Below are 24,614 nucleotides of genomic sequence, written 5' to 3' on the forward strand. Positions count from 1 at the left end.
AAGAAGCGTCCAATTGGGCTTCAATTTTCTTGTCATAAAGAGGCAAGTTGGCCTCTTTTTCAGCTTGTTCTTTCAGCCATTGTTCCCGTTCTTCCTTGGATTTGCGCCCGCGTTTTTTCGGTTCAGGCTTTGGCTTTTCTTCTTTTGCCGGTGCTTGATCACGTGCTTCAAAGTGGGTGGCATCAATGGCGACGGTATCATCCATGATAAATCCCTCTGCGACAGCTTGAAGGATCACTTTTTCTTGTTCCTCTTCCAGGATGTTACACGCCTCCAATTTCGTTACAAGCCGGGAATAGGCGGCTTCAGAAGGGATGCTATCTGAAACGAGAAAACCACAATTCAGCTTAAAAGCAATATCATCATGAAGGCGTTTAACAAGATCTTTGATCGTGGGAATGCGTTCAACATATCTCACAAAAGTGGATATAATCATGGCTGCATAATTCAGTTCTTCCGGTGCGCCAAGCCGTGATTTCTTGGTTACGTTGTGATAAATCGCATCCAAATCTATCGCTGAAATAATCGCTTCGTATTTTTGGGTAGGTTCCATGTCATATAATTCTTGGATGCTAAAAAGACTAGGTTGTCGTATAATGGTCATAGGGAGTACTCCTCCAATCTTTTGGTTGTTTTGCTCAACTACCATTATACAAGATTTGGGGAGGTACTTCCTTTTTTACGTTTTAGACTTCCTGCCGCACAAGGGCTAAGAATTATGAAATTCATTCGCTTCAATAAAAAAATAAAAATTATAAGGAACAAGAAACTGCAAAGAAGACAAATTATACTTTCTACATTGCAAATTAACTTTTCTTTTTCAGTTTCTCTTTAAATTTCCGCAACGGCTCAGTATACCGCCACGACGTACTATCCATAATTTGCCGATTATCCTTCTCAATCCGATTTTTCTGTTTCGTCATATGCTTCAAATCTTTCTCCATTTTCCGCAGTGCGAATTGGGTCGATTTCAAGCTGGTGGTGTTATAGACTTCTGCAATTTCAAATCCTGCCATGACCGGATCATGAAAGTCCTCTTCCTCAATATTTTTTACTTTTGAACTTTGCGGATATTGATCAATCTTTTGTTTGAATGCCGTGATATCTGCCTTATTGGTGCCAGCAACGACGATTTCGATTTCATCGAACACCATATTTTTGACATAGCCGTGCAAGTTGCGATCCATTGCTTGTTTCTTTAACCAGCGATGGTAACTATGCCGTTGTACAGTCCCGGATACAACAAATCGTTTCGCATACAACTTCCCCATGGGAACAGGGGCGACCTCCACCTCGAGGGCAGACCTGTTTTCCAAAGGCTCTAGTACATCGATCAAGTCAAAATAAATCTGGGAATCAGATGTATCCATACCCTTCGTTTCCGGAAAATAATAATCGATAATAGCGCCGGGTATGTTACGTGGTTTCCCTTTCAGCGGGTAAAGAATTCCACCAATTTGTGCCGTGGGGTTTAACTCAATAACGACTGCCTTATTGTCATTCACGATAAGATCAACGCCACCATGATAAAGGCCCGGAACAGCTTTCAGGGCGTTAATCGCTACTTCCTTATAGTGTTCAGGCATTTTATCAGTCACATCAATCGGATCACCGCCTGAGGAAATATTGGTTTTTTGCCTGAGAAAAATTTGTTCACCTTTTTTCGGTATGCTCCCAAGCGAATAATCGTTCGACTCAATAAACTCCAGAATTTCTTTATCCATTTCAATCAGGCAGCTGTTTAATCGTGCATTTCGTTTCCGATCATTATTTTTCAGTTCAATTAATTCTTCAATGTTATGTGTGCCGTCACCGATTATATTGGCCGGGACACGGTTATAAGCGGCGATAACCTCTCCATCTATAACGTACACCCGATATTCTTTACCCGCAACATACTGCTCAACGACAACTTCCCCATATTCCAGTTCATCTCGGACATAGTAAACAGCTTTGATAAATTCCTGTTCATTTTGAATATTGGTCATAACGCCATTACCGAGACTGGCATTTGTCGGCTTTAATACAAGCGGATAACCGAGTGTTTTGGCATATTGAATAATTTCCTCATCTGAAGCATCTTCTTCAAATCCTTTTCCTTGTGGGACAGGAACGCCTGATTTATCAAGCCATTCCTTCGTATCATCTTTTTCAGAGCCGATTTCAACTGCTTCGTTGGTTACTTTGTCGCCTCTAGTTCTGAAAAAATAGTGCGTCCTTTCTTCTGAACTGAGTGAGAATAACCTTCCGGGTGGGTTAACACCGAAAATAATCATATCATCAAAATCTTCCGAGTCTTTTGTATACCATTTTAACTTAAGACCTCTGCGCCAGCCTTCCAATGCCACAGCAAATGCATCAAGTCGCGTCTTTCTTGCATTTTTGACGATTTCATTTGTCAGTTGAGGCAGGCTTATTCCCTGTTTCTCTTTCATGCTCAATATGCCTCCGTTATTCATGACGATTTATTTGAATTTCTTAATTAGAGCCCCAAAAAGTCTGACTGGTTTTGTCGCTCTCCATGACATGCTCTCGTAAAGCTTCCTACGTTGAACTTCAGCTTTCTTCATAGCCAATTCAGTTACCTCAAATTCCTGCTTGAACTGCTTAATTTCTTCTCGTTGTGTTTTCAAATCGGCCTTTATTTCAAAACCAACCTTTATGGCCTCATCATAATCATCGACCTGAACTTCCATGACGTTTGCCCGTTCCTCATCTTCCCATAGTCCATTTCTGAAATCATCGACCATTTCAGAATCTGTACCGGCTACTACAACTTCAATATCGCCATTTTCCAAATTCATGACAAAGCCATGTAAATTTCGCTCGAATGCCTGTTTTCGTAAGCCACGGTGATAGCCAATATCTTGAACGTCTCCACTTACGGTATATTTTTTGACATACAGTTTCCCCAGAGGTGAGGGTGTAACGGTAGAGGCACTGGCATCTCTGGAAAGTAGCGGCTCCAGTACATCCTGAAAGTCAAAATATGTTTGCGTTTTATCGATTTTTAACGGCATGGTCTCCGGAAAATAATAATCAATAATGGCCGCCGGTATATCACGTGACTTCCCTTTTATAGGATACAGCAGGCCTCCGAGTTGTGCTGTCGGATTAAGTTCGATAATAAAACCCGCTTCAGCTGCCGGCTTTTCGGGATGAATGATTAAGTCCACTGCTCCGTGCAACAGGCCGGGGACAGCTTTAATGGCGCTGACTGCCGTTTCCTTAATGTCATTCGGAAGTTCATCCAGCACATCCACTGGATCACCACCCAGTGAAATGTTACTTTTATCACTTAGAAAAACATGTTCACCCGCTTCAGGAACAGTAGCCAATGAATAGCCTGACCGGCCGATATAGTCCATCACATCTTCATTAGCAGTGATTGGGCAACTAACAAGACGCGGGTTTAGTTCTCGTTCCTCATTTTTTAGCTCAATTAGAGACTCAATTGATTTAACCCCGTCCCCCGTCACATTGGGTGGAATCCGGTTCATCGCTCCAACTACTTCGTCACCAACGACATAGATACGATATTCCTTACCGCGAATATAATGCTCGATAATCACATCAGGATAATTCAAATCAGTTCGCACATATTCCAGTGAATAGTCCAACTCACCTTCACTTGTAATATTGGAAATAACACCTCTGCCAAAGCTTCCGTCCGTTGGTTTCAGAACAAGCGGATAACCTATTTTAGAGGCGTATTCAATGATTGACTCATTGGTTGCTTCCTCCGAAAATTGTTTCCCCTCTGGTACAGATACGCCAGCTTTTTTCAAGGCTTCTTTCGTTTTTTCTTTATCCTTTCCGATTGCCACGGCTTCGTTACTTACGATGTCCCCGCGTGTCCGGAAAAAATAATGTGTCCGGTCTTTGGAGCTTAACGAAAAAAGCTGTCCGGGGTTGTCAACGTACCACGTATACATCTCACTGAATTTTTCCGAATCCTTAACATGCCACCTGAGCTTTAATCCTCTCCGCCAGCCTTCAAGGGCGACAGCATAGGCGTCCAGCAAATTGCCATGTACATCTGATACAATTTCACTGGAGAGATGCGGTAACCATTCTGTGTTGTTCTCTACCATCTAGACTTCCTCCTAAATCCCTACCCGTTTTGCAACTGTTTATTTCCAGCTTGTTAATCTGTTGTATGCGACAAATTGTCTTCCATTAATTAAATCTTGCGTCAGACGTGCTTCTGCTTCAGCAAAGCAGTCACCGAGCCATTTATCTGTTGGTTCATTAAAATCATCATAATTTCCCGGTTTTGGTGTGAACTCACCGAAAACCAATTCATCCGCAGATCGCAGAAAATCAATCCGGATAAACGGTGCCGGTATCTTCATGCTAATGTCAGCAGCCGAATCAATTTCTTGCTGGGTAACACCTTGACCTTTAAACAAATCCTCATCATATTTGCCTGTGCGGACGCGTTCACCAGTTGCTGTCCACCAGCAATATGTCAGCTCCGGATAGCGGACGATTTCTAGAATGAGGCCGACTTTGCCGTAAAAACAATAAAATTTAATGTCACTGGCAGGTGTCCGGTCATTCTCCAAAATAAGTTCCTCGATAGTCCATTCGTCTTTTTCGACCCAGCCGGTTTCAAGATTCTGTCTCATGTTTGCTTTCAGGTCATCCCAGTTGTCGAGTTTTTTCGACCTTTTCATATCTACTATATCATTATTATCCTGAACAAGATAGACACCGCGAGATCCTGCACCGTCAGCCGGTTTAATGACGATTCCAGATTTTTCAGGCAGGTTTGTCATGCTGAATATTTCAGTTGATGTCCACGGTCGCCTTAGCCTGAGTTCATCTGCAAATTTATAAGCTGTCCGTTTATCATCCAATAACCACTCTGGCAGCAATCCTGTCAGCTGCAGCTGTCGCATGCGCCTATTCAAACTTGAGCGGAACGAAACGGTCGGCCGCAGTGAGATGTCATTCGTCAAACCGGCACGTACCATAAATTCAGGAATATCTTCCATTTTTAAACCAGCCATGACGCTGGCATACACGAGGTTACGGTAGTCCTGCTTTTCGTTCATGAATAAGCGGGCTGCATGGCGTAATGCTCGGTTATAGTTGGCATCATGTTGGTTCTTTTGCGCGATGAGATCGCCTAGATATGCCAGCAATGTGCCATTATTTTTTGCTTCATTGACAGATTGTTCCATTTTGTTGGCATCCGGTTTGCGACTATCCAGTATGAGTCGCTTATTTTCTTCTTTCGTCTCATGTAAGACTTGCTCTGTTTCGTTTAGCTTTTCTTCCAGATGCCTAATATATTCGTTTTGCTCCTTTTTGTATCCGCTTAGCTTTTGAAACGGTTTGTTGTACTGCCAAGTTTTGCTATTTTCGATATGTTTAAGCTGTTTTTGGTTATTCTTGATCGCTTTGTCTGATTGTGCGATTTTCGCTTCTTTTTCCAACAGCTGTTTTGTCAATTCCAATTCCGTTTCTTTTTCAGATGGATAAGCATCATTCGTTTTTGGTACATTATTTAAATGGTTATGATTGTTGTCGATTGTAACCATCCCCTTCAATTCCTCATGTAACTGTGTTTCCTTAATTTCCTGATTCTGTTCAACTAACATGAGGAAAAACGTTCATAAATATACGGGTTCGCATCAACCAGCCAGTTTGCGAGGAACTCACCGTATGCTGTGTCTCCTTCAGCATGAATGGCCGGCCAGTTGTCGTTGGCCAACTTAATAAATCTCAATCCATTAGCCTTGTCAGTCTCTAATATACCACGGATTGCCTGATTTTTCGGGTACCATTTTCCTTTTTTGTCGAAATAGGCGGTGAGCCTTCTTGAACAGGTCCGTAAGTCGGCAAGCGGCTGCTCGATGATCGCAAGTACAGCTCCCGGCGCCATGTCAGGTATATAGTGCTGTTGTTCCTGTAAAATGGACGGATTTTTAATCAGCAGAATATCGCATGTGATCGATTCACCGAACACCAGCATTTGTACATTTTTTCCGTCAATTAATTTCCGTACATCAGCGTTCACCGTTTTTGCTGCGTTCAGATTATATTCCGCCATCTGGACCAACCCTGTTCTAAGTCCCATTTCGTTATGTGTCTGAATTTCGCCGATTGTTTCGTTTAGTTGGTCGGTTGGTGATCGAAAATCGGCTGCTACGACGATATCAAAATGGCGGCTCCCGTTATGCTTCGGTTCGGGCGTTGGCCACATCGGCTCCGGTACGGGAAAAAGCCGGTTTGACTGTTCTGCAGGATAATATAATGAATCCGCTCGTGTATGATAGTATTCGAAACTTTCAACGTATTCTTTGCGCACACCTTTGAAAAAACCGCTGTAACCAAATGCCGAACTGCCGGTCAGAGATGTGACAGATTGTCTTGGAAGTGATAATGGCCCTGTTTTAAGGTCGACAACCGTTTGCTTACCGAACACGTTTATCAGTCTGCGTTTGAATTCGCCATCAGCGGCAAACCGCACACTGTTCCAGTAACCAAGCTTTTTTAATACCGGCTTCCGTCTGAACATTAAAGACGACATATTGGAAAAAATATAATGTCCCGGTGTTCCACGTCTGTAAAATGTGAGATCCTCGGTTAGCCGAGCATGCTCGGATGTATTAGCTATGATGTTTTTGTTGTGCTGCAGATGCTTAGCCTGAATCTCAATTTTTTCCGCATGTGACCAGTCATCGGAATCATTGACGGTCACAAACTCACCGGTGGCTGCTTTCAGTGCGATATTTCGGGCAATGTATGGACCGCTGTTTACCGGTGTGAACATGAGTGTTATCCGGGAATCTTGTTTCATATGATCGCGGACAACATCTTTTGTGTTATCAGAACTGCAATCATCAACGACTAGTAGCTCGATATTCTGCCACGTTTGCGAAAGAATTGATTCAATTGCCGTTGAGATGCCGTCTTCTGCGTTATAAGCCGGCAATATGACCGATACTTTCGGGCCGTTTTCGATTTGTTTGTCCATCGGCTTTGTTGTCAGGTCATCATAGGTGATGGATTTGCTCAGTCCTGTGAAACTCTCGCTTGTTTTCGTGCTGTTTTGGCTCGAATGCGTGACGTTCTCGCTCGTTTTGGGGTCGGCGTCGCACGTTTTGATGCTGCTCTCGCACGAGTTAGTATTGCTCTGGCTCGGTTTGGCTGCGCCCTCAGTATCAGCCGCAAAATAAACCGGCTGCAAACCATAAGCTTTCAGTGTCTTATTAATCCATTCGGTCTTCTTTTCAACCGTCTCTTCCAGATTGGCATAGGCAAGGAATAAATCTCGATGATGCTTCATCTCAAGTGCTGCATTAATCACGTGCTTTGCTTTTTCCGATTCGCCCAGCAGGTCATGGCATTCAGCTTTGATAATGGCTGCTTTCCGCAAACGGTCTACGTCTTTTTCTCCATCCATAACAACAGGCAAATAGTCCAAGGCCTGCAATGCGCCTTGCTTTGAATATTTACCGGCATGCCATAAAGCAAGTTCCCACGCAACCGCTCGCTTTTGATAGCGGTTCTCAGGCTGTTCGTATATGGTTTTCAAATCGTCCAGTGCTTTTTCGGTAAACCCTGCTTCATATAAATAATAACGATATTTCTTTAATTGATTTTCAGCCTTTTTTTGTTTATACACTTTGCTGTAAAGCTGTTTTTTATTCCGTCTGCCAAGCAGGTAAGCAACCGTAGACCGCGGAAGCCTGACAGATTTTCGTTTCAACCGGCTTGCTGCTTTTAATTTGCGCTGGATAGCATCGAATGCCACCTGTCGCTGCAGTAACTGCTGTTCAGACTTCTGACGCTGATCCTGTTTCTCAGCAAGCTCCCGATCCAGTCTAGCCAGTTCTTGTTCCAATTGGGCATTTTTGTTTCGCTGGGCATCAAGAGTTTGGTTATCAATGGGCATAATCAGATACCTTCTTCCCACCGTTTATGAGGCCACTGAGTTTGGTTGCCTCTTTATCCCATGTTCCGGTTTTTCCGAAATAGGATTGCATATGTTTGCGGCAACGGCTGATATCAAGCCCTTCCGGAATATCGCTGGCACTGACAAGGATCTCCCTTGCTGCGACATCGGGTATATATTGCTGCCAGTCTTCCATGACAGTCGGATTCGTAACAACAAGCATATCCGCATCGATTTTTTCACCGTATACAATCATTTGAAGCTTGTTTTGATCCATCAAATCCCGTATCAATGGACTCACCTCATGATCTTCAGCCAAATCATAGTGATAAATTTGAATCAAACCGACTCGCCGGTTTTCAGCCATTAGTGCCTTCATTTCCCGAAGTGTCTTCTCACTTTCATCGATCTTCGTGAAATCAGCCGCTATGACAATATCAAAAAAACGCCTTCCTGATGGTTTTTCCTCGCGTTTAGGCCACATGGGCTCAGGGACAGGAAATGGCCGTTCGGTTTCCGGGAATGGATAATATAATGAATCCGCCCGGCTATGATGGTATTCCAGGCTGTCCACATATTCTTTGCGCACCCCTTTAAAATAGCCATTATAACCAAATGCCGAACTGCCTGTTAGGGAGGCGATCGATTGTCTCGGCAAGGAAAGCGGCCCGGATTTTAAATCAACGTACCTTGACTTGCCGAAAACCTTAACAAGTCGCCGCTTAAATTCTCCATCAGCAGCGAAGCGCACACTGTCCCAGTAGCCGACTTTTTTTAGTACTGGCTTCCGTCTGAACATGATCGATGACATATTTGAAAAGATATATTTGCCGGGTGTCCCGCGTCGATAAAGCTTCAGTTCTTCTGTCAGCCGTGCATGTTCCGAAGTATTGGCAATTACCTTTTTGTTATTTTGCAGATGTTTCGCTTGGGTTTCGATTTTTTCGGCATGCGACCAATCATCAGAATCGTTGATGGTCACAAATTCACCAGTGGCTGCTTTTAAAGCAATGTTTCGGGCAATATACGGCCCGCTGTTTTTTGGAGTGGACAATAGCGATATCCGGGAATCTTTCGTCATGTAGTCACGAATAACTTCCTTCGTATTGTCGGAACTGCAATCGTCAACTACCAACAGCTCAAGGTTCTGCCATGTCTGCGAAAGGATGGATTCAATTGCTGTCGAGATGCCGTCCTCCGCATTGTAGGCAGGCAATATAACCGAAACTTTCGGGCCGCTTTTGATTTTTCTATCCAGCGGTTTTGTTTGGAGATCGTCATACGAAACGGGATCATTATCCGAATTGAAAAAAACAGGCTGTAAATTGTAATATGCCATTGCTTGATTGATCCATTTGGTTCGTGTAACAATCGTCTCTTCAAGATTGGCACATGCCAAATACAAGTCAGGATGCTCCTCTTTTTCAAGCGCATCATCAATAACTTTTTTGGCTTCACCCGGTTCGTTGAGGATATCATAGCTCTCTGCTTTGATAATCGCTGCCCGCCGTAATTGAACAAAATCTGACTCACCCTCTATAACTGCCGGGAGATATTCGAGTGCCTGACGAGCACCTTCTTCAGTATATTTATTGGCATACCATTGCGCGAGTTCCCAGGCAGTCATCCGTTTCAAATCAGCATCGTCTGTATTCAGGTAGAGTTCTTCCAGTTCAGATAGTGCTTTATCCATAAAGCCCAGCGTGTACAGGTGGTTTCGCAATTGTTTTATCAAGTATTTTTGATCATGCTTCTTCCCGTGCCGTACCAGTCTACGCAGTACGTGTTTCTTCCTATCCGTCAATAGGTTGGAAATGGCTTTTTTTTGTCGTTCATTCAATACCGTATATAAAAGCCAGTCTATTATTTTGCTGATTGTTTTCTTTACAAATTTGATCAAATTGTCCACCACCTTCCACGGTCTATCTGCCTATTTGGTGCGGGTTTGCCGTTTCACGGTCTTCTGATTGTTCGTTAACCCCAGTGATTCGCGGTACTTGGCGACAGCTTCTTCAGCAGTCCCATCAAAGCGGACCTGACCTTGCTCCATCCAGAGAGCACGTGTGCATACTTTTTCAACAAAATTCATATTATGCGATACAATGATCACCGCTTTGGCACCTTCAATCATATCCTGAATCCGCTCACTTGCCTTTTCCTGAAAGGCCAAATCGCCAGTCGACAATGCCTCATCAATAATAAAGATGTCCGGCTTAAGGGTTGCCGCAATGCTGAAGCCCAAACGTGATTTCATACCGCTTGAATACTCTTTCACCGGTCTGTCAATGGCTGCTTTTATCCCGGAAAACTCAACTATCTCATCATATTTTTCATCCACACGTTTTTTCGGGATGCCAAGCAACATCGCATTCAAATAGATGTTGTCGCTGCCGGTAAGTTGTGCGTTGAACCCGGTTCCGTATCCCAGGAGGGCAGAGGTTTCCCCGTTCAGTTCAATTTGCCCTTCATCAGGCTGATATATTTTTGTTAACACTTTGCATAACGTGCTCTTGCCGGCACCGTTATGGCCGATAATCCCGACAACTTCCCCGGCTTTAATTTCAAAATCCATATTTTTTAGTGCCCAGAATTCTCCTTTATTTTTCAACTGAAAGGAAACCCCGACATTTTCCGCTTTCACCACGGTACTGTCCTGTACCTTTGTTTCTGTCTTATCAAGCTGCAGGAGGCGCTTTTTCCGGGGTGGACGTGGTGGCAACGTGGCTTTATAGTTAGCAACAACTTCTTTCGGATCACCATCTTCACGGATGACACCACCATCCACCCAGATCAGCCGGTCACAATTCCGCTGCGCATACGGAAGGCTGTGGGTGACAATGATTACCATTTTGGCACGTTTGACTAGCTCTTTCATTTTCTGGGCTGCTTTTTGACTGAACTGAGCGTCACCAGTATTTAATGCCTCATCAAGGATTAAAATTTCTGGTTCCAGATGGGCTGCCACACTGAATCCAAGTCTTGCTTTCATCCCACTGGAATAATACTTCATTGGCTGATCCATAAACTCACCAAGATCGGAAAATACGTGAATGTCATCGATATACTTATTGATCAGGCTTTTGTCAATACCCAGCATCATGCCGTTTAAATACACATTTTCCCGACCGGTCAATTCTTTATTGAAGCCCATGCCAAATGAGAACAGGGCGGTTACTTTGCCGTCGACTCGCATTTCACCCTGGTCATGAAGAAGTATCCCGGTAATGATTTTGCTAAGGGTCGTCTTTCCAGCCCCGTTGGAACCGATTATCCCAAGAATCTCGCCCTGCAGTCCTTCAAAGTTGATATCCTTCAGCGGCCAGATTTCTTTCGGTCTTTCAATTCTGCCACGGTTTTTGAAAAAGCGAAATACCTTTGATTTATAGTCATCCTGCTGCTTGCCGGATTGAAAATAAACACCAATATTTTTCGCTTTAATTACTTTATCTTCTGTTGCCTGATTATTTTCCTCAGCCATGCTAAAACCTCTTTTATCAATGGTCGGTCAGCCACCCTAAAACGGCGGCTAACTGTACTAACATTCAGTAGAAAAACGCACTTTATAAAGCTTTTATAATCTTGTGTTCGTTCCGGCTATAATGATACAACGCCAGGACACCCACCACGATGGATATCACTGTGATGATCCCCAAACTGATAAAGTCAGGTGTCTGGTGATTCATCAGAATATCCCGATAAGCCGTTACGATAATGGCAATCGGATTAATATCCACAAAAAAACTATATTCAGGTGGCAATCGTCCACCCACCCAGATAATTGGGGACGCATAGAAAAATATCCGCGTCACATAGGTCAGGATATTATCAATATCTCTGACAAATACAGTGACATAAGCTAGCACAAAGCCTACCGCCATGAGGAAAATCATCGTTATCAATACGAGCAGCGGCAAATAGATAATGTGCCACTCCGGCATGACGCCGAAGATTGCCAAAAAGATAGCAATAACGATTAACCCGAATAAAAAGTTAAACATCTGTGAAATCGTAAACGATAACGGAAAGATCGATTTCGGCAAATAAACCTGATTGATAATCGAACTGTAGCGCAAAATGGATTTCGCTGATGAATTAACAGCCGAGCTGATCCAACGCCAGACAACAAGGCCGATGACCAAAAAGAGCGGATAGGGATAGTTTTCGACATCGTCACCTCTTCCCAAAATGATAACAACCAAAAAATAATATACGAGAACGTTCAATAACGGGTCAAGCAACCACCAGAAATAGCCCAGATAGCTATTGCGGTGCTCTGCTTTCAGGCCCGATTTCACCAAATAAAATAATAAATCTTTTCGTCTTAGTATTTCCTGTAAATATGTTTTCATAACTATTAATGACACCGCCTGATTCTTACAATTAAGAGGTTGTTCAAAAAGCCAGGTAAAAAGGCTTCAAATTTTTTCGTTGGCTTGCTTTTCCGCTGCTCAAAGGTTCGCCATCTCGAACTTTTCATCCTCCTTTTGAACACGCACTTTACCTATTACGAGCTGACATTTTAAATTTAATCATATTTTGTATTCCTTTGGCTGCGTAATGGACAAAATACCACAAACTTTTCAGGATGTTGTGATTCTCGATTTGTCTGTAAACATACCACTGTCGTTTGGCAGCCTTTAGTTTATTGCTGGAGATCGAGTTTTCGACTGATCTGTATTTCGCCAAAACTTCCGGCAAACCATATGCGCGGAAGCCTTTTTTCGTAATGGCCAGCCAATAAGCATAATCCTGTCTTGTCCGAATATTGACCATCTTGAGATGACCTATCTTTTGACGGTCAATCATGACAGTCAAGCAGCCAATGACACAGTGTTTCAGTAAATCCGTATACCCAACTGATTCGGGTGCTTTAGACACTGTGTTTGTTAATGTACCGTCCTGCTTGATTCGCACATATTTTGTGAATGAAAAAGCAACATTATATGATTGCATAAAATGTAATTGTTTTTCAAGCTTTTCCGGAAACCATAGATCATCACTGTCCAGAAAAGCAATATAACGACCGCGTGCTGCTTCCATTGCTGTGTTGCGGGCAATGGCGGATCCGCTGTTTTCCGCAAGTTCGATGAGTTTAATCCGTTCATCTTGCTGCTCATAATGTTTGATGTAGCTGACTGTCCTATCCGACGAGCAATCATCGGCAATGATCATTTCCCAATTGGAATAGGTTTGAGCGATCACCGAATCCATCGTTTCCATAATAAATTCCTCTGCATTATAAGCAGGCGTTATGACGGACACGAGCGGATTCTGTTCCTGATTCGACTGTTTATTTTCCATACCATCACCTATTCAGTGTTCAGCCGTTAATTGGTCATACCAGGCAACCAGTTTCTCTTCCTCTGCATGCCAATTCAGTTTATCCATGACGGCTTGCTTGCCGTTCTCCCCCATGCGCTTGGCCTCATCGGGGTTGTCGCGTAAATAATCGATCGCTTCTTTGACTTGAGCCCCGTCGTAAGGATCAACCGCCAATCCGCATTCATACGTCTCCACGAATTCTTTCCAGACCGGAAAGTTGGAGCACAGAACCGGCAGACCCGCATTCATATATTCAAAGAACTTCGTGAGTTCCTTCCGCTTATAATGCTCTGTCGGCGGGAATAAAGCAACTCCGGCCAACCAATTGCGGCTGAGATATCTGGCTTCGATATCTTCTTTCTCAATAAACCGGTCGACCCCTTCCAGTTTCAGCCGGTCTATTTCGTCACCGACGATATCATACATTTCTTCCGCCAAATCACCGGGGCATTTCCCGACAAGATGGACAGACACCTGGTCGTGAATCAGCGGAATTTTGGCATGGATCTGAGCTCCTCGTACATATGAGACATTCCCCGTATACAACAGTTTATCTTCCAATGGTTCCTGATTCCGATCATGTTGAACAAACGTTTGATTGACGGTGGGATAGTTCAGTATACAGTATCCCCTTGGGTAAATGTCTTTATAATATTTCTCCGCCAGACATAGTTCCATCTTCCTTGAAAAGAACTTCTCCACATATTTATACGCAAAAGCCGTTAATTTTCTAATGGGCTTACTCAAATAATCTTTTTGCAGAATACTGGTAATATAGTCTTCATGAATATCGTAAATCACATGATTATGTTTCGTTTTCAACAGCCATCCGACAGGCAACAGCTCGGGATCATGGAAATGGTAAACGTCCGCATCCAATTCTCTTGCCTTCTTATAGGCCTCCCGTGTCCCGAAAACCATACGCTTCAATCTGCTTTTATATGTTTTGACAGGAATGTGTCTGATCGATTTTTCTTTTTGCGCACCACTTTCTGCTTCCTGGGCAATCAATGTCACATCGTAGCCAGCGCTTTTCAGTGACATACATTCCTTATGATAGATCCTTGGGTCATATGGATGGTGAACGGTTGTCACATGCACGACACGCTTCCGGGTACTCACACTTTGTCAACTCCTGTCGCTCCAGCCAATTGTTTGAATGAATGTATCTTCGTATTGTTTGGCAATCGTTTTTGCGTCAAACTCTCTGGCGCGTTCTTTGCCTCTATCGACCATTTGCATCAATTGTTCGTTAGTCATTGTCAGTGTTTCATAAAGTTTCGCCGCCATATCTTCAGCATTTCCCACTTCACACATCACACCGAACTCCCCGTCATTTAACACCTCGGCAGCACCCGGCCTGCTGTTGGTAGAAACAACCGGGGTTCCTGTTGCCAGTGCTTCAGCCAATACATGGCCGAACCCTTCATGGAGTGATGAGAGTGCAAACAAATCGGCATGTTTGAAATAAATATAGGGATTGCGCTGAAATCCGAAAAAATGGACTTTGTCGGCAATATTAAGTTCTTCTGCCTTTATCTTCAATGGAGTTTCCAGTTCGCCCTCGCCGAGGATCACCAATTTTGCGTTTAATCGATTGTTAAGCTGTGCCAATGCGCAAAGCAGTGTATGATGATCTTTATCTTTGACTAGTCTGCCGGCTGTTATGATCACTTTTCCTTTACTTTTGAAAATAGCTTGATGTTCCTCAGCTATTTTGCCGTTATCAATCTGACGCTGGATGCCGTCCACATCGACCGGGTTGTAGATCACTTGAATTTTTCTCGGATTGACGTTATAGCGTTTGACGACATTGTCCTTAACACCGTTAGACAGTGCTATAACTTTGCTGGACAGTCGATATAATAATCCATAGGCTCTTAATTTCATATCCATTGAAAAATTACCACCTAAATAAGCCGCTTCCCGGATAACACTTTTTGCTGATGTGAACGACAGAAGTCTGGCCAGGATGGCAATCGTATTATAGTTCGGAATTGTGCTGAAGACGATATCTGCATGTTCATTTCGGATTACTTTAGCTAATGGGAAAATGGCTGAACGCAATCGTTTCGTGTCAAGTTTAATAAACGTTATATCTGACTTCAAATCGTCTTCATAGCTTCCATTATAATTCAAGGTGACCAGCACTGGTTCAAATTGTGTTCTGTCCAGATTGTTGATGATGTTCAGCATTGTTCTGGCTGCTCCGCCGGCACCCATTTCATAAATAAAAAAAAGGACTTTGATCTTTTTCACGGTATTCAGCCTTCCCTAAAGGTCAATCTTTATATTGCTTCTATTAATCTCAAGGCGCATTATACCACAGCAGCGCAAATTAATAAATTGTCGAAATAGTAACGGATTTGAGCATTTCAAATCATTCTTTTAATGAATAAAGGCGTAGATCATGACTAACTTCCGCGTTTAAAGTCATACTTAATCATCTCTGCACTCCACAGACCTGTTTTGACGATGGTAAGATGGAAACCGGTATTAACCTTTCCCAAAATATTAAGCGTTTGTTTACCATCAGATCCAATTGGGGTAACCGATAATCAATTGGCACTATTTTTGATTCGGTAAGAGCAAACAACCTGGTGATTGACCGGGTTGCGCGACTAGTGTTGTTTGTATTACTAAACTTCTCTTCAGCCAAATGGTTCTTAGTCGTCATCTTCGGGAGGGGCTGGATCGCCAGGCTCTTCTATACTATCTTGTTCTAATTCACCAGGGTTTCCATGCGATCCCGGGTCTGGTTTGTCGGGGTTTTCAGGCGGTTCTGTGTCTGGTTTGTCGGGCTTTCCAGGCGACTCTGAGTCAGGTCCATTCGGGGCCAGATCATCATCAGGCTTGCTACTTTTAGTTGCCTTATCTTTATTTTGTTTTTTCTTCTTGATAGTTTCCCCGTCTGACGTTTTATCTCCCTTGCTTTTCTTTTTTTTATTATCATTGGGCGTCGATGATCTCGTTTTTGTTTGTTGTGTCCTAGTTGAAGTACTTTCGCTTGAATAATTGACAATTGATTCCTGAGTATTTGTTACATGATGACCTTCTGTTCCAATGTCTATCTTTTCCTCTGTTGAATCATCAGTCAGGTCCACTGTCTTTTTCTCAGCATCTTCCTTAAAACCGTTTTCCGCTTTGTCTTTTTCAAACCGTACGGGAAGTATATATTCCTTGTTACTTCTTCTGGCATTTGTGACAGGTTGATTGCGCGCTGTCTTTTTATCTAAATAATTAGTCTCTGTTTCCTCAGATGTCTTAATAAATCTTGATGGCGTATATTCATGCAATGACATAATTAAAATAATAGCTATTACACCCATTATATTTCCCACTATCACGATTTTCCTCATTCTCGACCGATCCATGGTGCACCTCCAAATATTGGATTACTTACAGTTTATAAAAAACTTGTTTAAAAGTAAATTAAATGACGAATTTTGATGCAGATTAGCAGGCTCCCACTTATGTTATAGTTACCTTATAAATACTTAATCGCAGGAGATGGTAACATGTCATCAAAACGCTTACTCGGATTTATAGGAATTGGTCTATTTGTATTTTTTACCATCACTGGACGTAAAAGGGTTTTGGCGCCAAGTTTAGATACAAAAATCAAAGGTGTCCCACTCTACCACCAATATCCTGATTTGCCAACGGGATGTGAGGCGACGTCACTGGCCATGCTGTTGAGCTGGGCTAGCAGCGAGCCGGTCAGCAAGTATGAGGTGGCTGATGCACTGCCTAAGGGATCCAAAGTGAAGATGGTCAATGGGAAATGGAAAGGCACTCATCCAAATAAAGCATTTGTCGGCAACCCTTATACCGACTCCGATGACGGCAGTTTTGGCGTATTTGAAGGGCCGATACTGGAAACAATCGAGACGTTCATGCCTGACAAAGGTGTTAATTTGACCGGACAGTCGTTTGAGGCGATTCTGGCTATCATTCGTTCGGGAAAACCCGTGATGGCCTGGACGACGCTTGAACAGCGCGAAACATTTTACGGTAAAACGTGGACAGATGACCATGGTGATGGGGTTGACTGGTACGAGAACGAGCATGCCGTTGTGCTGACAGGGATCGAAGGTGATCATGTAGTTGCGCATGACCCACACACCGGAAAAGCGGAATATTACAATCGGGAGCTTTTTGTGCAGAATTGGCGATCGATGGGTGGCCGTGCTGTAACCTTAGTTGTTTAATAATCTTGGATATAAAACACCCCGGAGCCTTCGAACAGCTCCGGGGTGTTTTGTTTGGCCGGCAAAAGAATTCAGCTGCGGTTTTTGGCTTCGATTTTCTTACTACCAAGAATCAGATAATTGAGCTCTTCTTTTGGTATATTTTTGAGTTCCTCGCGGTTGGCCAGATAAAATGTCATGCCGAGAATAATCCAAATAACGAGCGCGATAAATGATTCCATGCCTAGTGCGGCCGGTGATCCCGGGATTAATAGAAGCCCGAGGAATACCACGCTTGCCGTCATGCCTAGCGTGGCAAAGGTTTTTTTCGCCGGTGCGACGACATGTTTTTTCGGATTGAAATCTTTATCCTTCGACCATTTAAATAACGTAAACGCTGTATAACATGTATAAAAATAAGCAATTGTAACACCGACAGATGACATATCGACCACCCATGTCAATGCCTGGCGGCCGAACCATGGCGCCAGTGCCGATGCGACGACAGTAAAGATGATGCCGACATATGGCGTTTTGTATTTCGGATGCAGTTTCGAAAAGGCCTCCGGGATAATTTTCGCCCGGGACATGGCAAACAACAGACGGCTTGATGAGATGATGAATCCGTTTAAGCCTGTAAAAATGCCCATAGTGAGTGCGGTCACCAAAATGACAAGCCCCATATTGCCAAGCAACCCTTGAATTGCCGCTCCGGTTCCCCATGTTTCTCCTTGGGCAACGAGTGCCTGCCATGGCTCGATCATCGCTGTCGAGAGAATCATCAGGCTATAAAGCAACGCAGCAAAGAAAATCGCCAGGATGATTAATGAGAAAGCTTTTCTGGATGAAAAATGGAATTCTTCCGCCGCCTGTGGAACATTGTCAAAACCGACATACGCCCACGGTGCAATGGCAACAATTGAAATAATGGCTGCGAACGCCGTTGTGTCCGTCGGGAACAATGGGTTAACATTGGAAAACCCTGCCCCGGGCTGTGCACCGACCATGAAGGCGATTGCCACAACGCCAAGAATCATGATGGAGCAAAATACAAATTGCATGCGTCCGGAAAAACTCGAACCTTTTATATTAAAATAACCGAAAATACCTAATAAAACCGATGCGATGATAACTTCAGTGAAATAAACATCCCATCCGGCAATCGTGTACATGTGCATATTTTCAAGCAATGCCGGGAAAACAAATTTAACCATTAACGCAAATGCAGAGGCGTTCAGCGCGACAATGCACAAATAGCCGAGCGTCAAAAACCAGCCGCTAATGAACGCGTGTGTGCGTCCCAGACTGACATAGGAATAGGCGAACTCTCCGCCTGATACCGGAAAACTTTTGATGAGAAACCCGTAGCTCACAGCAATCAGCATCATCAGCAGTGCACCAATGCCAAAACCCAGAATAACACCCAGCGGGCCTGCTGTAGACATCCAGGTAGTCGGCTGCACAAATGCTCCCCAGCCAATTGAGGAACCCAGCGCAATCGCCCAGACCCAGTGTGGCTTTAATGACCTCTTCAGTGTCGTTCGTTCTTCCATGCTTTGTCTCCTTTTTGATCTCTTATTCGATACCCCTCTGTTATACCAAATTCCGGGTATTTTCGCAAAATTCATTTGGGTGGGAAAATGTGTGAGATTTGATATGAATTCAGAGCAAATGACTTTGTTATGGTGGTGAGTGTGGATTATCGTCCATTTTGAGCGAATTCAGGGCTAAAAGTATTTGTTGCCGCGAATTTTAGATTGCTGTTCGCGCACGAGTTGGGGCGCTCCCGCTCGAGTTGGGGCGGATCCTGCTCGAGTTCCGCGCACTCCCGCTCGAGTTTGGACCCTCCCCCGAACGCGTTTGAATGCCGGCCGCGCTAAAAGTTACTTTGTACACTGTCAATCACGCAGATTAATGGATGTTTTTCCGGTCCATCTCCTCATGCAACGCATTTAAATAAGCCATCAACGGTTCACGTAAATCCTCCCGTTTCAATGCGATTTCAATGGTCGTTTGGATGAATCCGAGTTGTTCCCCGACATCATAACGGTTGCCGTCAATTTCAAGTGCGAACACACGTTGAATTTTGTTCAATTCCTGAATCGCATCAGTCAGTTGGATCTCTCCGCCGGCACCAACTTTTTGCTCGCCAAGAAAGTGAAATATTTCCGGTGTCAGGATGTAGCGGCCAATAATAGCCATATTGGATGGTGCTGTACCCTGTTTCGGTTTTTCCACAAAATCTTTTACCTGATACAGGCTGCCGGATTTTTCAAGCGGGTCGATTATGCCGTAGCGGTGTGTCTCCTCTTCCGGCACGCTATGTACCCCAATGATCGGGCCTCCTGCCTGTTCATACCCCGTGATCATTTGACTCAAACCAGGTGTTTCACTCTGCACAATATCATCACCTAAAAGAACCGCAAATGGATCCTCACCGATGAACTTGCGCGCACACCAGATGGCATGTCCCAGTCCTTTAGGTTCTTTTTGCCGGATATAGTGAATATCGACATTTGCCGATTTATTAATCCGCTCCAGTTGTTCAAATTTTTCCTTTTTGATTAAATTATCCTCCAGCTCCAGTGAGTGGTCGAAGTGATCCTCAATCGCGCGCTTCCCTTTACCCGTGACGATAATAATATCTTCAATGCCGGATTGAATTGCTTCTTCAACAATATATTCGATCGTCGGTTTATCCACTATTGGGAGCATTTCTTTCGGCATCGCTTTCGTTGCCGGGAGAAATCTTGTTCCAAGTCCTGCTGCGGGGATGATTGCTTTTTTGATTTGCTGCATGCTGACCCTCCTTGTCTGGTTCTATTGTAAATGACTTTTTCTATAAAGTGAAACTTCATTCAGTGGGGCGTGTTTCCCCACTGAAGTAAAAGAGCAAATGCTAAAACCGGCACAGCAAACGAAATTCTATCGCTCCCTCTCCCGCTTTCGAAACAATCGCCCGACCGAATCCATAACAGGCTTTTTGCCTCCCATGACCAAACCGCCCATTTCCGCAAAAATATGCAGCAGGAGCAGAACTAAAAATGTGACGAGCAGGGCGGTTGTCAGACTGGCGTACGAAAAGAGGATGGCCATCACGCCAAACAGGGTGCTGAATCCGTAAATGATCAGTACAGTTTTCCGGTGACTGAACCCGGCTCTGATCAGCTGATAATGAATGTGCTTACTGTCCGGCATCATGATCGGCTCCTTGTTATAAGCGCGGCGGCCAATGGCAAACAGCGTGTCAAAGATCGGCACTGCCAGTACGATGACCGGAATGATGAAACTGAACAAGGCAATATTTTTAAACAGACCAACGATCGAAACAACCGCAATCATGTAACCTAGAAAATTTGACCCCGTATCACCCATATAAATTTTGGCCGGATAAAAATTGTGATACAAAAAGCCAAGGTTCGCACCGATGAGGACGATACATAAGTACGCCGCCAGAACTTGGCTGTCAATCATTGCCATGACGAACATACTTGTAAGTGCGATCGTGGTGACACCTGTTGCAAGCCCGTCCAGTCCATCGATCAAATTAATCGCGTTGGTGATGCCGACGATCCAAAGCACCGTAATGAGCACACTTGCAAATCCAAGATCCACCATACCGATCACCGGGAGTGTAACCCGTTCGATGATCAGACCGGAAGATATGAGAAAAGAGGCAGCGATCAGCTGACCGGTCAATTTGATGACAGGTCGTATGGAGAAGCGGTCGTCCAGTGCACCGGTGATGAGGATGACAATTGCACCAAGAATAATCTCGGGAAGATGTTGGTGGTGTGGATGCAAATAAAGTCCACCTAAAAACACACCTGCAAATATGGCCAGGCCACCCAGCCTGGGGGTAACCGCTTTATGTATTTTCCGGTAGTTCGGCAAGTCAACCGCTTTTATTTTAATGGATAGTTTTTTAACGGGATATGTTAGCAGAAAGGTTGCCATAAGTGCGATGGAAAAAGCAATCGCCAAATCGGTATAATGTAACATGGTCTGTCTCCTCGGAAATACGCGTTGTCGATCGGTGGTGATATTGGTTAAATTATAGCGGAATATGGGTGGTCGGGGCAAATGAATGCAACAACATATTGAGGAGATTGCTGCAATCCAGTAAACTGTAATGGATAACATAAACAAAGGGGGAGCGCCTTCATGGCATACGTTTTTGTGGCAGCGGCCTTGTTTGCCGTCATTTCGATCGTTATTCTTTACAAGGTGAATCTGGAAAAAATACGCGAAAACCCTGAACAGTTCGAGAAGATCCAGACAAGTTTTTTTATTGGGGTAGCCATTGCTGAAGCGATCCCGATTATACTCCTTGTGTTTGGTCTTGCCAGTGCGCAACCGGTTGAAAACACGGGGCAATTGTATGCACCAGGCCTCATCATTATACTATTAGCGGGGTTTGGCGCTTTATTCATGTACCTGCAAAAGAAAGTGGATGTTGAAGAAGAAGCAAGAATGGCGATTCATAAATTTGCCATGATCGCCATTTCATTGGTGACATTCATCCCAATTGCCTCCCTCGTTGGCTTAATGACCATGATGCCATAGGAAGTGCATCCGCTGTTGCGGGTGCGCTTTTTGCTGCGGGACAGGTGGTTCGGCTGGGACATTGCCTCCGTCCCTATGTCCCTCCCACACCGCCCATAATAACCGTAATCGTCTGCTTTATCTCCGCTTCATCGTCCCAATTTTGATCTGGCTTTAAAATAAACCGTGTCATCATAAACCCTAATACGGACGGTACTACCATGCGGATAATCGTCTCGTTCGGCAGGTCCCGGAGTTCACCTTTTTGTTTGTAAAAATCGATAGCCTGATTAAGGGCTGGATAGACTTTCTCGCTAAAAGCCCGCTTATACGCTGTCTGGATTTCCGGGTGAAAAGCCAGCTCCTGGAGCAGAATTTTTATCAGTGGCACGTTGGACTGTGCAAACTCAAAACGATTTTTAATGAACGCATAAAGCAGATCCTCAAAGTGGCCATACTTTTCACGGAATACCTGATGAACGAATTGTTCGGCAAAAAACGACGCTGAGAAGTCCGTAATGACAGGCTTAACTATCTTGATGAGCAAGTCTTTTTTGGTACGGTAATGACGGAAAATGGTTCCTTCAGCGACACCTGCGCGCTCCGCAATTTCACTTGTTGATGTATTGTAATAGCCTTTTTCCGAGATCAGCTCGATGGCTGCTTTCAGAATCTCGATTTGTTTGGGCGTCATTTTTTCGTCATGGCGCAATGTGTCAATCATATCTGACATGGTCATCCTCCTTTTCCAGCCTGTTTTCACAATTTCCGGTGGCGCTTGAGAGCGGTGTTATTCAGTTTGATGAACACCGCTGAAAAACCGATCAATGCGGCAATATCCATGGCGACCGTGCTCAACCCATCGCCCCGTATCATAATCGCTTTTAATGCATCCGCCCCATACGTGAGCGGCATCATTTTTCCAATCGCATTAATCCATTCCACTGATTCAATCGGAAAAACGCCGGAGAAAAAGACCTGTGGTACGATGACAATCGGGATGAACTGGATCATCTGGAATTCATTTTTGGCATACGCCGATAGCAATGTCCCCAGGCTCAGTGCCGTAATAGCCAACAAAATGGCAATGACCATTACTGACAGAAATGAACCTGCCATATAAATATCCAGCACGTAAATGGAAAATGCTGCGACGATGATGGACTGGATAATGATAAAGATGCCGAATCCAAGCAGGTAGCCGATGACAATCTCCCAGCGCCTGAGCGGAGTAGCCATCATCCGTTCCAGCGTCCCCTGCGTCCGTTCACGCAAGAATGACACACCGCCGATAATAAACACGAAAAAGAAAACAAAGAATCCGATTAAAACGGAACCTGTATTATCAAACAAGTTTAAGTCGGATGATCCATGGAGAAACGATATGTCCAAACCAGGTGTGTTCGGGTTAAGCTGTTTGACGGCGGTACTAACGACATTCCGGACGGCGGATGTTGCGGTCGGATTGCTGCCTTCCATGGTTAAGTCGGGCTGGTTGTTCGCAAACAAGAGATGGGCATCCGCATATTGGTCCTCAATCACTTCTTTACCATGGCTGTTATCAGTCTCCAAAATCGTGGCATCCTGCTCCTCCAGTGCTTCCATCAGTGGTTCGGGCGCATCTGTGACAGCGATTGTCGGAACATAATCTTCCATATCGAGAACAAGCCACAGCAACGTCATGATCAGGAGTGGTGCGACCATCATGAGGGCAATGCTGCGTTTATCCCGTAAAAACTGTCGGATGACCCGTTTAACGATGGCCTGAATGCGCATGGCCGGCACCTCCAAAATATAAAAATGCTGCTTCAAGCGTTTCTGTACCACTTTTTGCTTTCAAATCATCGGGACTGCCATGCGCGATGAGATAACCATCCCGCAAAAGTGCCAGACTGTCACACTTTTCCGCCTCATCCATGACATGGGTCGTGATGATGATGGTTGTGCCCGCTTGTTGCACTTTTCGCAGTTCCTCCCAGATCGATGCACGGAGAACAGGATCAATCCCGACAGTCGGCTCATCAAGGATGAGCAGTTGCGGATGGTGAACCAAGGCGATTGCCAGTGACATACGCCGTTTCATACCACCTGAAAATGTCTCCAGCGTGTCGTCAAGTACGTCTGACAGATTGACGATTTTGGCCGCTTCAGCAATTCGTTCTGTTTGCTCACCTTTAGGAATCCTGTACAGTGTTGCGAAAAATTGCATGTTCTCTCTGGCCGTTAGCTCGTTGTACAATGCATCTGACTGAGCCATATAACCAATTTTCTGCATCAATTTGAATGACGGCATTTCGTCACCCGCAATCTTAATTCTTCCACTGTCAGGCGTCAGTAGGCCCATGATAATTTTGACGAGCGTTGTTTTACCGGAGCCTGATGGACCAAGCAGTCCAAACAGCCCGCCTTCCGGAATGGCCAGATTCACATCTTTCAGCACAGTCTGTTTATTGTAGCCGTGCTGAATGTTTTCTATTTTGACAACGTCAGACATGTTGAGCCCTCCATTTGGTTTATGTGATTGGCGCTTGTGAGTATGTATGTATGTGAGTATGTGAGTATGTGAGTATGTGAGTATGTGAGTGATTACTCACTATATTATATGATGAGGATATATTTGTAAAGAAGTTGTTTTTAAACAACAAGAG

20 protein-coding genes are annotated in these 24,614 nt (G+C 44.2%); 2 read left to right on the forward strand and 18 right to left on the reverse strand.

Going from position 1 to position 24,614, the window contains the following annotated elements; translation table 11 throughout:
• From E4U82_RS16895 to E4U82_RS16950, 12 genes are all read right to left on the reverse strand, one after another.
• A partial coding sequence (locus E4U82_RS16895; RefSeq protein WP_135111353.1) for a transposase occupies positions 1-604 on the reverse strand: 604 nt, incomplete at its 3' end.
• Positions 605-806: 202 nt separating this feature from the next.
• Positions 807-2,435: an acylphosphatase gene (locus E4U82_RS16900; protein ID WP_135111354.1), complete on the reverse strand. Its 1,629-nt coding sequence runs from the start codon at positions 2,433-2,435 to the stop codon at positions 807-809.
• A gap of 30 nt (positions 2,436-2,465) precedes the next feature.
• Positions 2,466-4,094 (reverse strand): acylphosphatase, encoded by a 1,629-nt coding sequence (locus E4U82_RS16905; protein WP_135111355.1) that lies wholly within the window; start codon positions 4,092-4,094, stop codon positions 2,466-2,468.
• Positions 4,095-4,133: 39 nt separating this feature from the next.
• A complete protein-coding gene (locus E4U82_RS16910; protein WP_245183625.1) occupies positions 4,134-5,609 on the reverse strand; it encodes an ATP-grasp fold amidoligase family protein in 1,476 nt (491 codons plus the stop codon).
• Positions 5,603-7,909, reverse strand: coding sequence for a glycosyltransferase (locus tag E4U82_RS16915; protein WP_245183626.1), 2,307 nt, complete (start codon positions 7,907-7,909; stop codon positions 5,603-5,605). The genes E4U82_RS16910 and E4U82_RS16915 overlap by 7 nt, the downstream gene beginning before the upstream one ends.
• On the reverse strand, positions 7,899-9,809 hold the full coding sequence (locus E4U82_RS16920) for a glycosyltransferase family 2 protein (protein ID WP_135111356.1): 1,911 nt from the start codon (positions 9,807-9,809) through the stop codon (positions 7,899-7,901). The genes E4U82_RS16915 and E4U82_RS16920 overlap by 11 nt, the downstream gene beginning before the upstream one ends.
• A gap of 30 nt (positions 9,810-9,839) precedes the next feature.
• The gene (locus tag E4U82_RS16925; RefSeq protein ID WP_135111357.1) at positions 9,840-11,387 is read right to left on the reverse strand and encodes an ABC transporter ATP-binding protein; all 1,548 of its coding nucleotides are present in this window, start codon (positions 11,385-11,387) and stop codon (positions 9,840-9,842) included.
• Positions 11,388-11,469: 82 nt separating this feature from the next.
• Entirely contained in the window at positions 11,470-12,258 is a 789-nt protein-coding gene (locus E4U82_RS16930) for an ABC transporter permease (protein WP_135111358.1), read from the reverse strand.
• A gap of 148 nt (positions 12,259-12,406) precedes the next feature.
• Positions 12,407-13,210 (reverse strand): glycosyltransferase family 2 protein, encoded by an 804-nt coding sequence (locus tag E4U82_RS16935; protein WP_135111359.1) that lies wholly within the window; start codon positions 13,208-13,210, stop codon positions 12,407-12,409.
• A 12-nt stretch (positions 13,211-13,222) separates the two neighbouring features.
• Positions 13,223-14,353, reverse strand: a complete 1,131-nt coding sequence (locus tag E4U82_RS16940; RefSeq protein WP_135111360.1) for a glycosyltransferase — start codon at positions 14,351-14,353, stop codon at positions 13,223-13,225.
• Positions 14,354-14,359: 6 nt separating this feature from the next.
• Positions 14,360-15,490, reverse strand: coding sequence for a glycosyltransferase (locus E4U82_RS16945; protein ID WP_135111361.1), 1,131 nt, complete (start codon positions 15,488-15,490; stop codon positions 14,360-14,362).
• A gap of 407 nt (positions 15,491-15,897) precedes the next feature.
• A complete protein-coding gene (locus E4U82_RS16950) occupies positions 15,898-16,572 on the reverse strand; it encodes a hypothetical protein (RefSeq protein WP_135111362.1) in 675 nt (224 codons plus the stop codon).
• A 177-nt stretch (positions 16,573-16,749) separates the two neighbouring features.
• Between E4U82_RS16950 and E4U82_RS16955 the strand changes: the two genes are divergently transcribed.
• Entirely contained in the window at positions 16,750-17,442 is a 693-nt protein-coding gene (locus E4U82_RS16955) for a C39 family peptidase (RefSeq protein WP_135111363.1), read from the forward strand.
• 71 nt (positions 17,443-17,513) lie between these two features.
• Here the strand turns inward: E4U82_RS16955 and E4U82_RS16960 are convergent, their stop codons facing one another.
• The 3 genes from E4U82_RS16960 to E4U82_RS16970 form a co-directional block, all read right to left on the reverse strand.
• The gene (locus E4U82_RS16960) at positions 17,514-18,974 is read right to left on the reverse strand and encodes an APC family permease (RefSeq protein WP_135111364.1); all 1,461 of its coding nucleotides are present in this window, start codon (positions 18,972-18,974) and stop codon (positions 17,514-17,516) included.
• A gap of 358 nt (positions 18,975-19,332) precedes the next feature.
• Positions 19,333-20,220, reverse strand: a complete 888-nt coding sequence (galU, locus tag E4U82_RS16965) for a UTP--glucose-1-phosphate uridylyltransferase GalU (protein ID WP_135111365.1) — start codon at positions 20,218-20,220, stop codon at positions 19,333-19,335.
• 126 nt (positions 20,221-20,346) lie between these two features.
• A complete protein-coding gene (locus tag E4U82_RS16970; RefSeq protein WP_135111366.1) occupies positions 20,347-21,423 on the reverse strand; it encodes a glycosyltransferase family 4 protein in 1,077 nt (358 codons plus the stop codon).
• A 162-nt stretch (positions 21,424-21,585) separates the two neighbouring features.
• On the opposite strand from E4U82_RS16970, the gene E4U82_RS16975 reads away from it, so the two are divergent.
• Positions 21,586-21,987 (forward strand): hypothetical protein, encoded by a 402-nt coding sequence (locus tag E4U82_RS16975; protein WP_135111367.1) that lies wholly within the window; start codon positions 21,586-21,588, stop codon positions 21,985-21,987.
• 73 nt (positions 21,988-22,060) lie between these two features.
• Here E4U82_RS16975 and E4U82_RS16980 read toward each other — a convergent pair whose 3' ends face one another.
• From E4U82_RS16980 to E4U82_RS16990, 3 genes are read right to left on the reverse strand one after another with little or no spacing between them, the layout of a single operon-like run.
• Positions 22,061-22,699, reverse strand: a complete 639-nt coding sequence (locus E4U82_RS16980; protein WP_245183627.1) for a TetR/AcrR family transcriptional regulator — start codon at positions 22,697-22,699, stop codon at positions 22,061-22,063.
• 26 nt (positions 22,700-22,725) lie between these two features.
• A complete protein-coding gene (locus tag E4U82_RS16985; protein ID WP_135111369.1) occupies positions 22,726-23,742 on the reverse strand; it encodes an ABC transporter permease in 1,017 nt (338 codons plus the stop codon).
• A complete protein-coding gene (locus E4U82_RS16990; RefSeq protein ID WP_135111370.1) occupies positions 23,720-24,460 on the reverse strand; it encodes an ABC transporter ATP-binding protein in 741 nt (246 codons plus the stop codon). The genes E4U82_RS16985 and E4U82_RS16990 overlap by 23 nt, the downstream gene beginning before the upstream one ends.
• Between the last annotated feature and the right edge of the window lie 154 nt (positions 24,461-24,614).

The organism is Lentibacillus salicampi, assembly GCF_004565465.1.
In the GTDB taxonomy this organism is placed as follows: domain Bacteria; phylum Bacillota; class Bacilli; order Bacillales; family Amphibacillaceae; genus Lentibacillus; species Lentibacillus salicampi.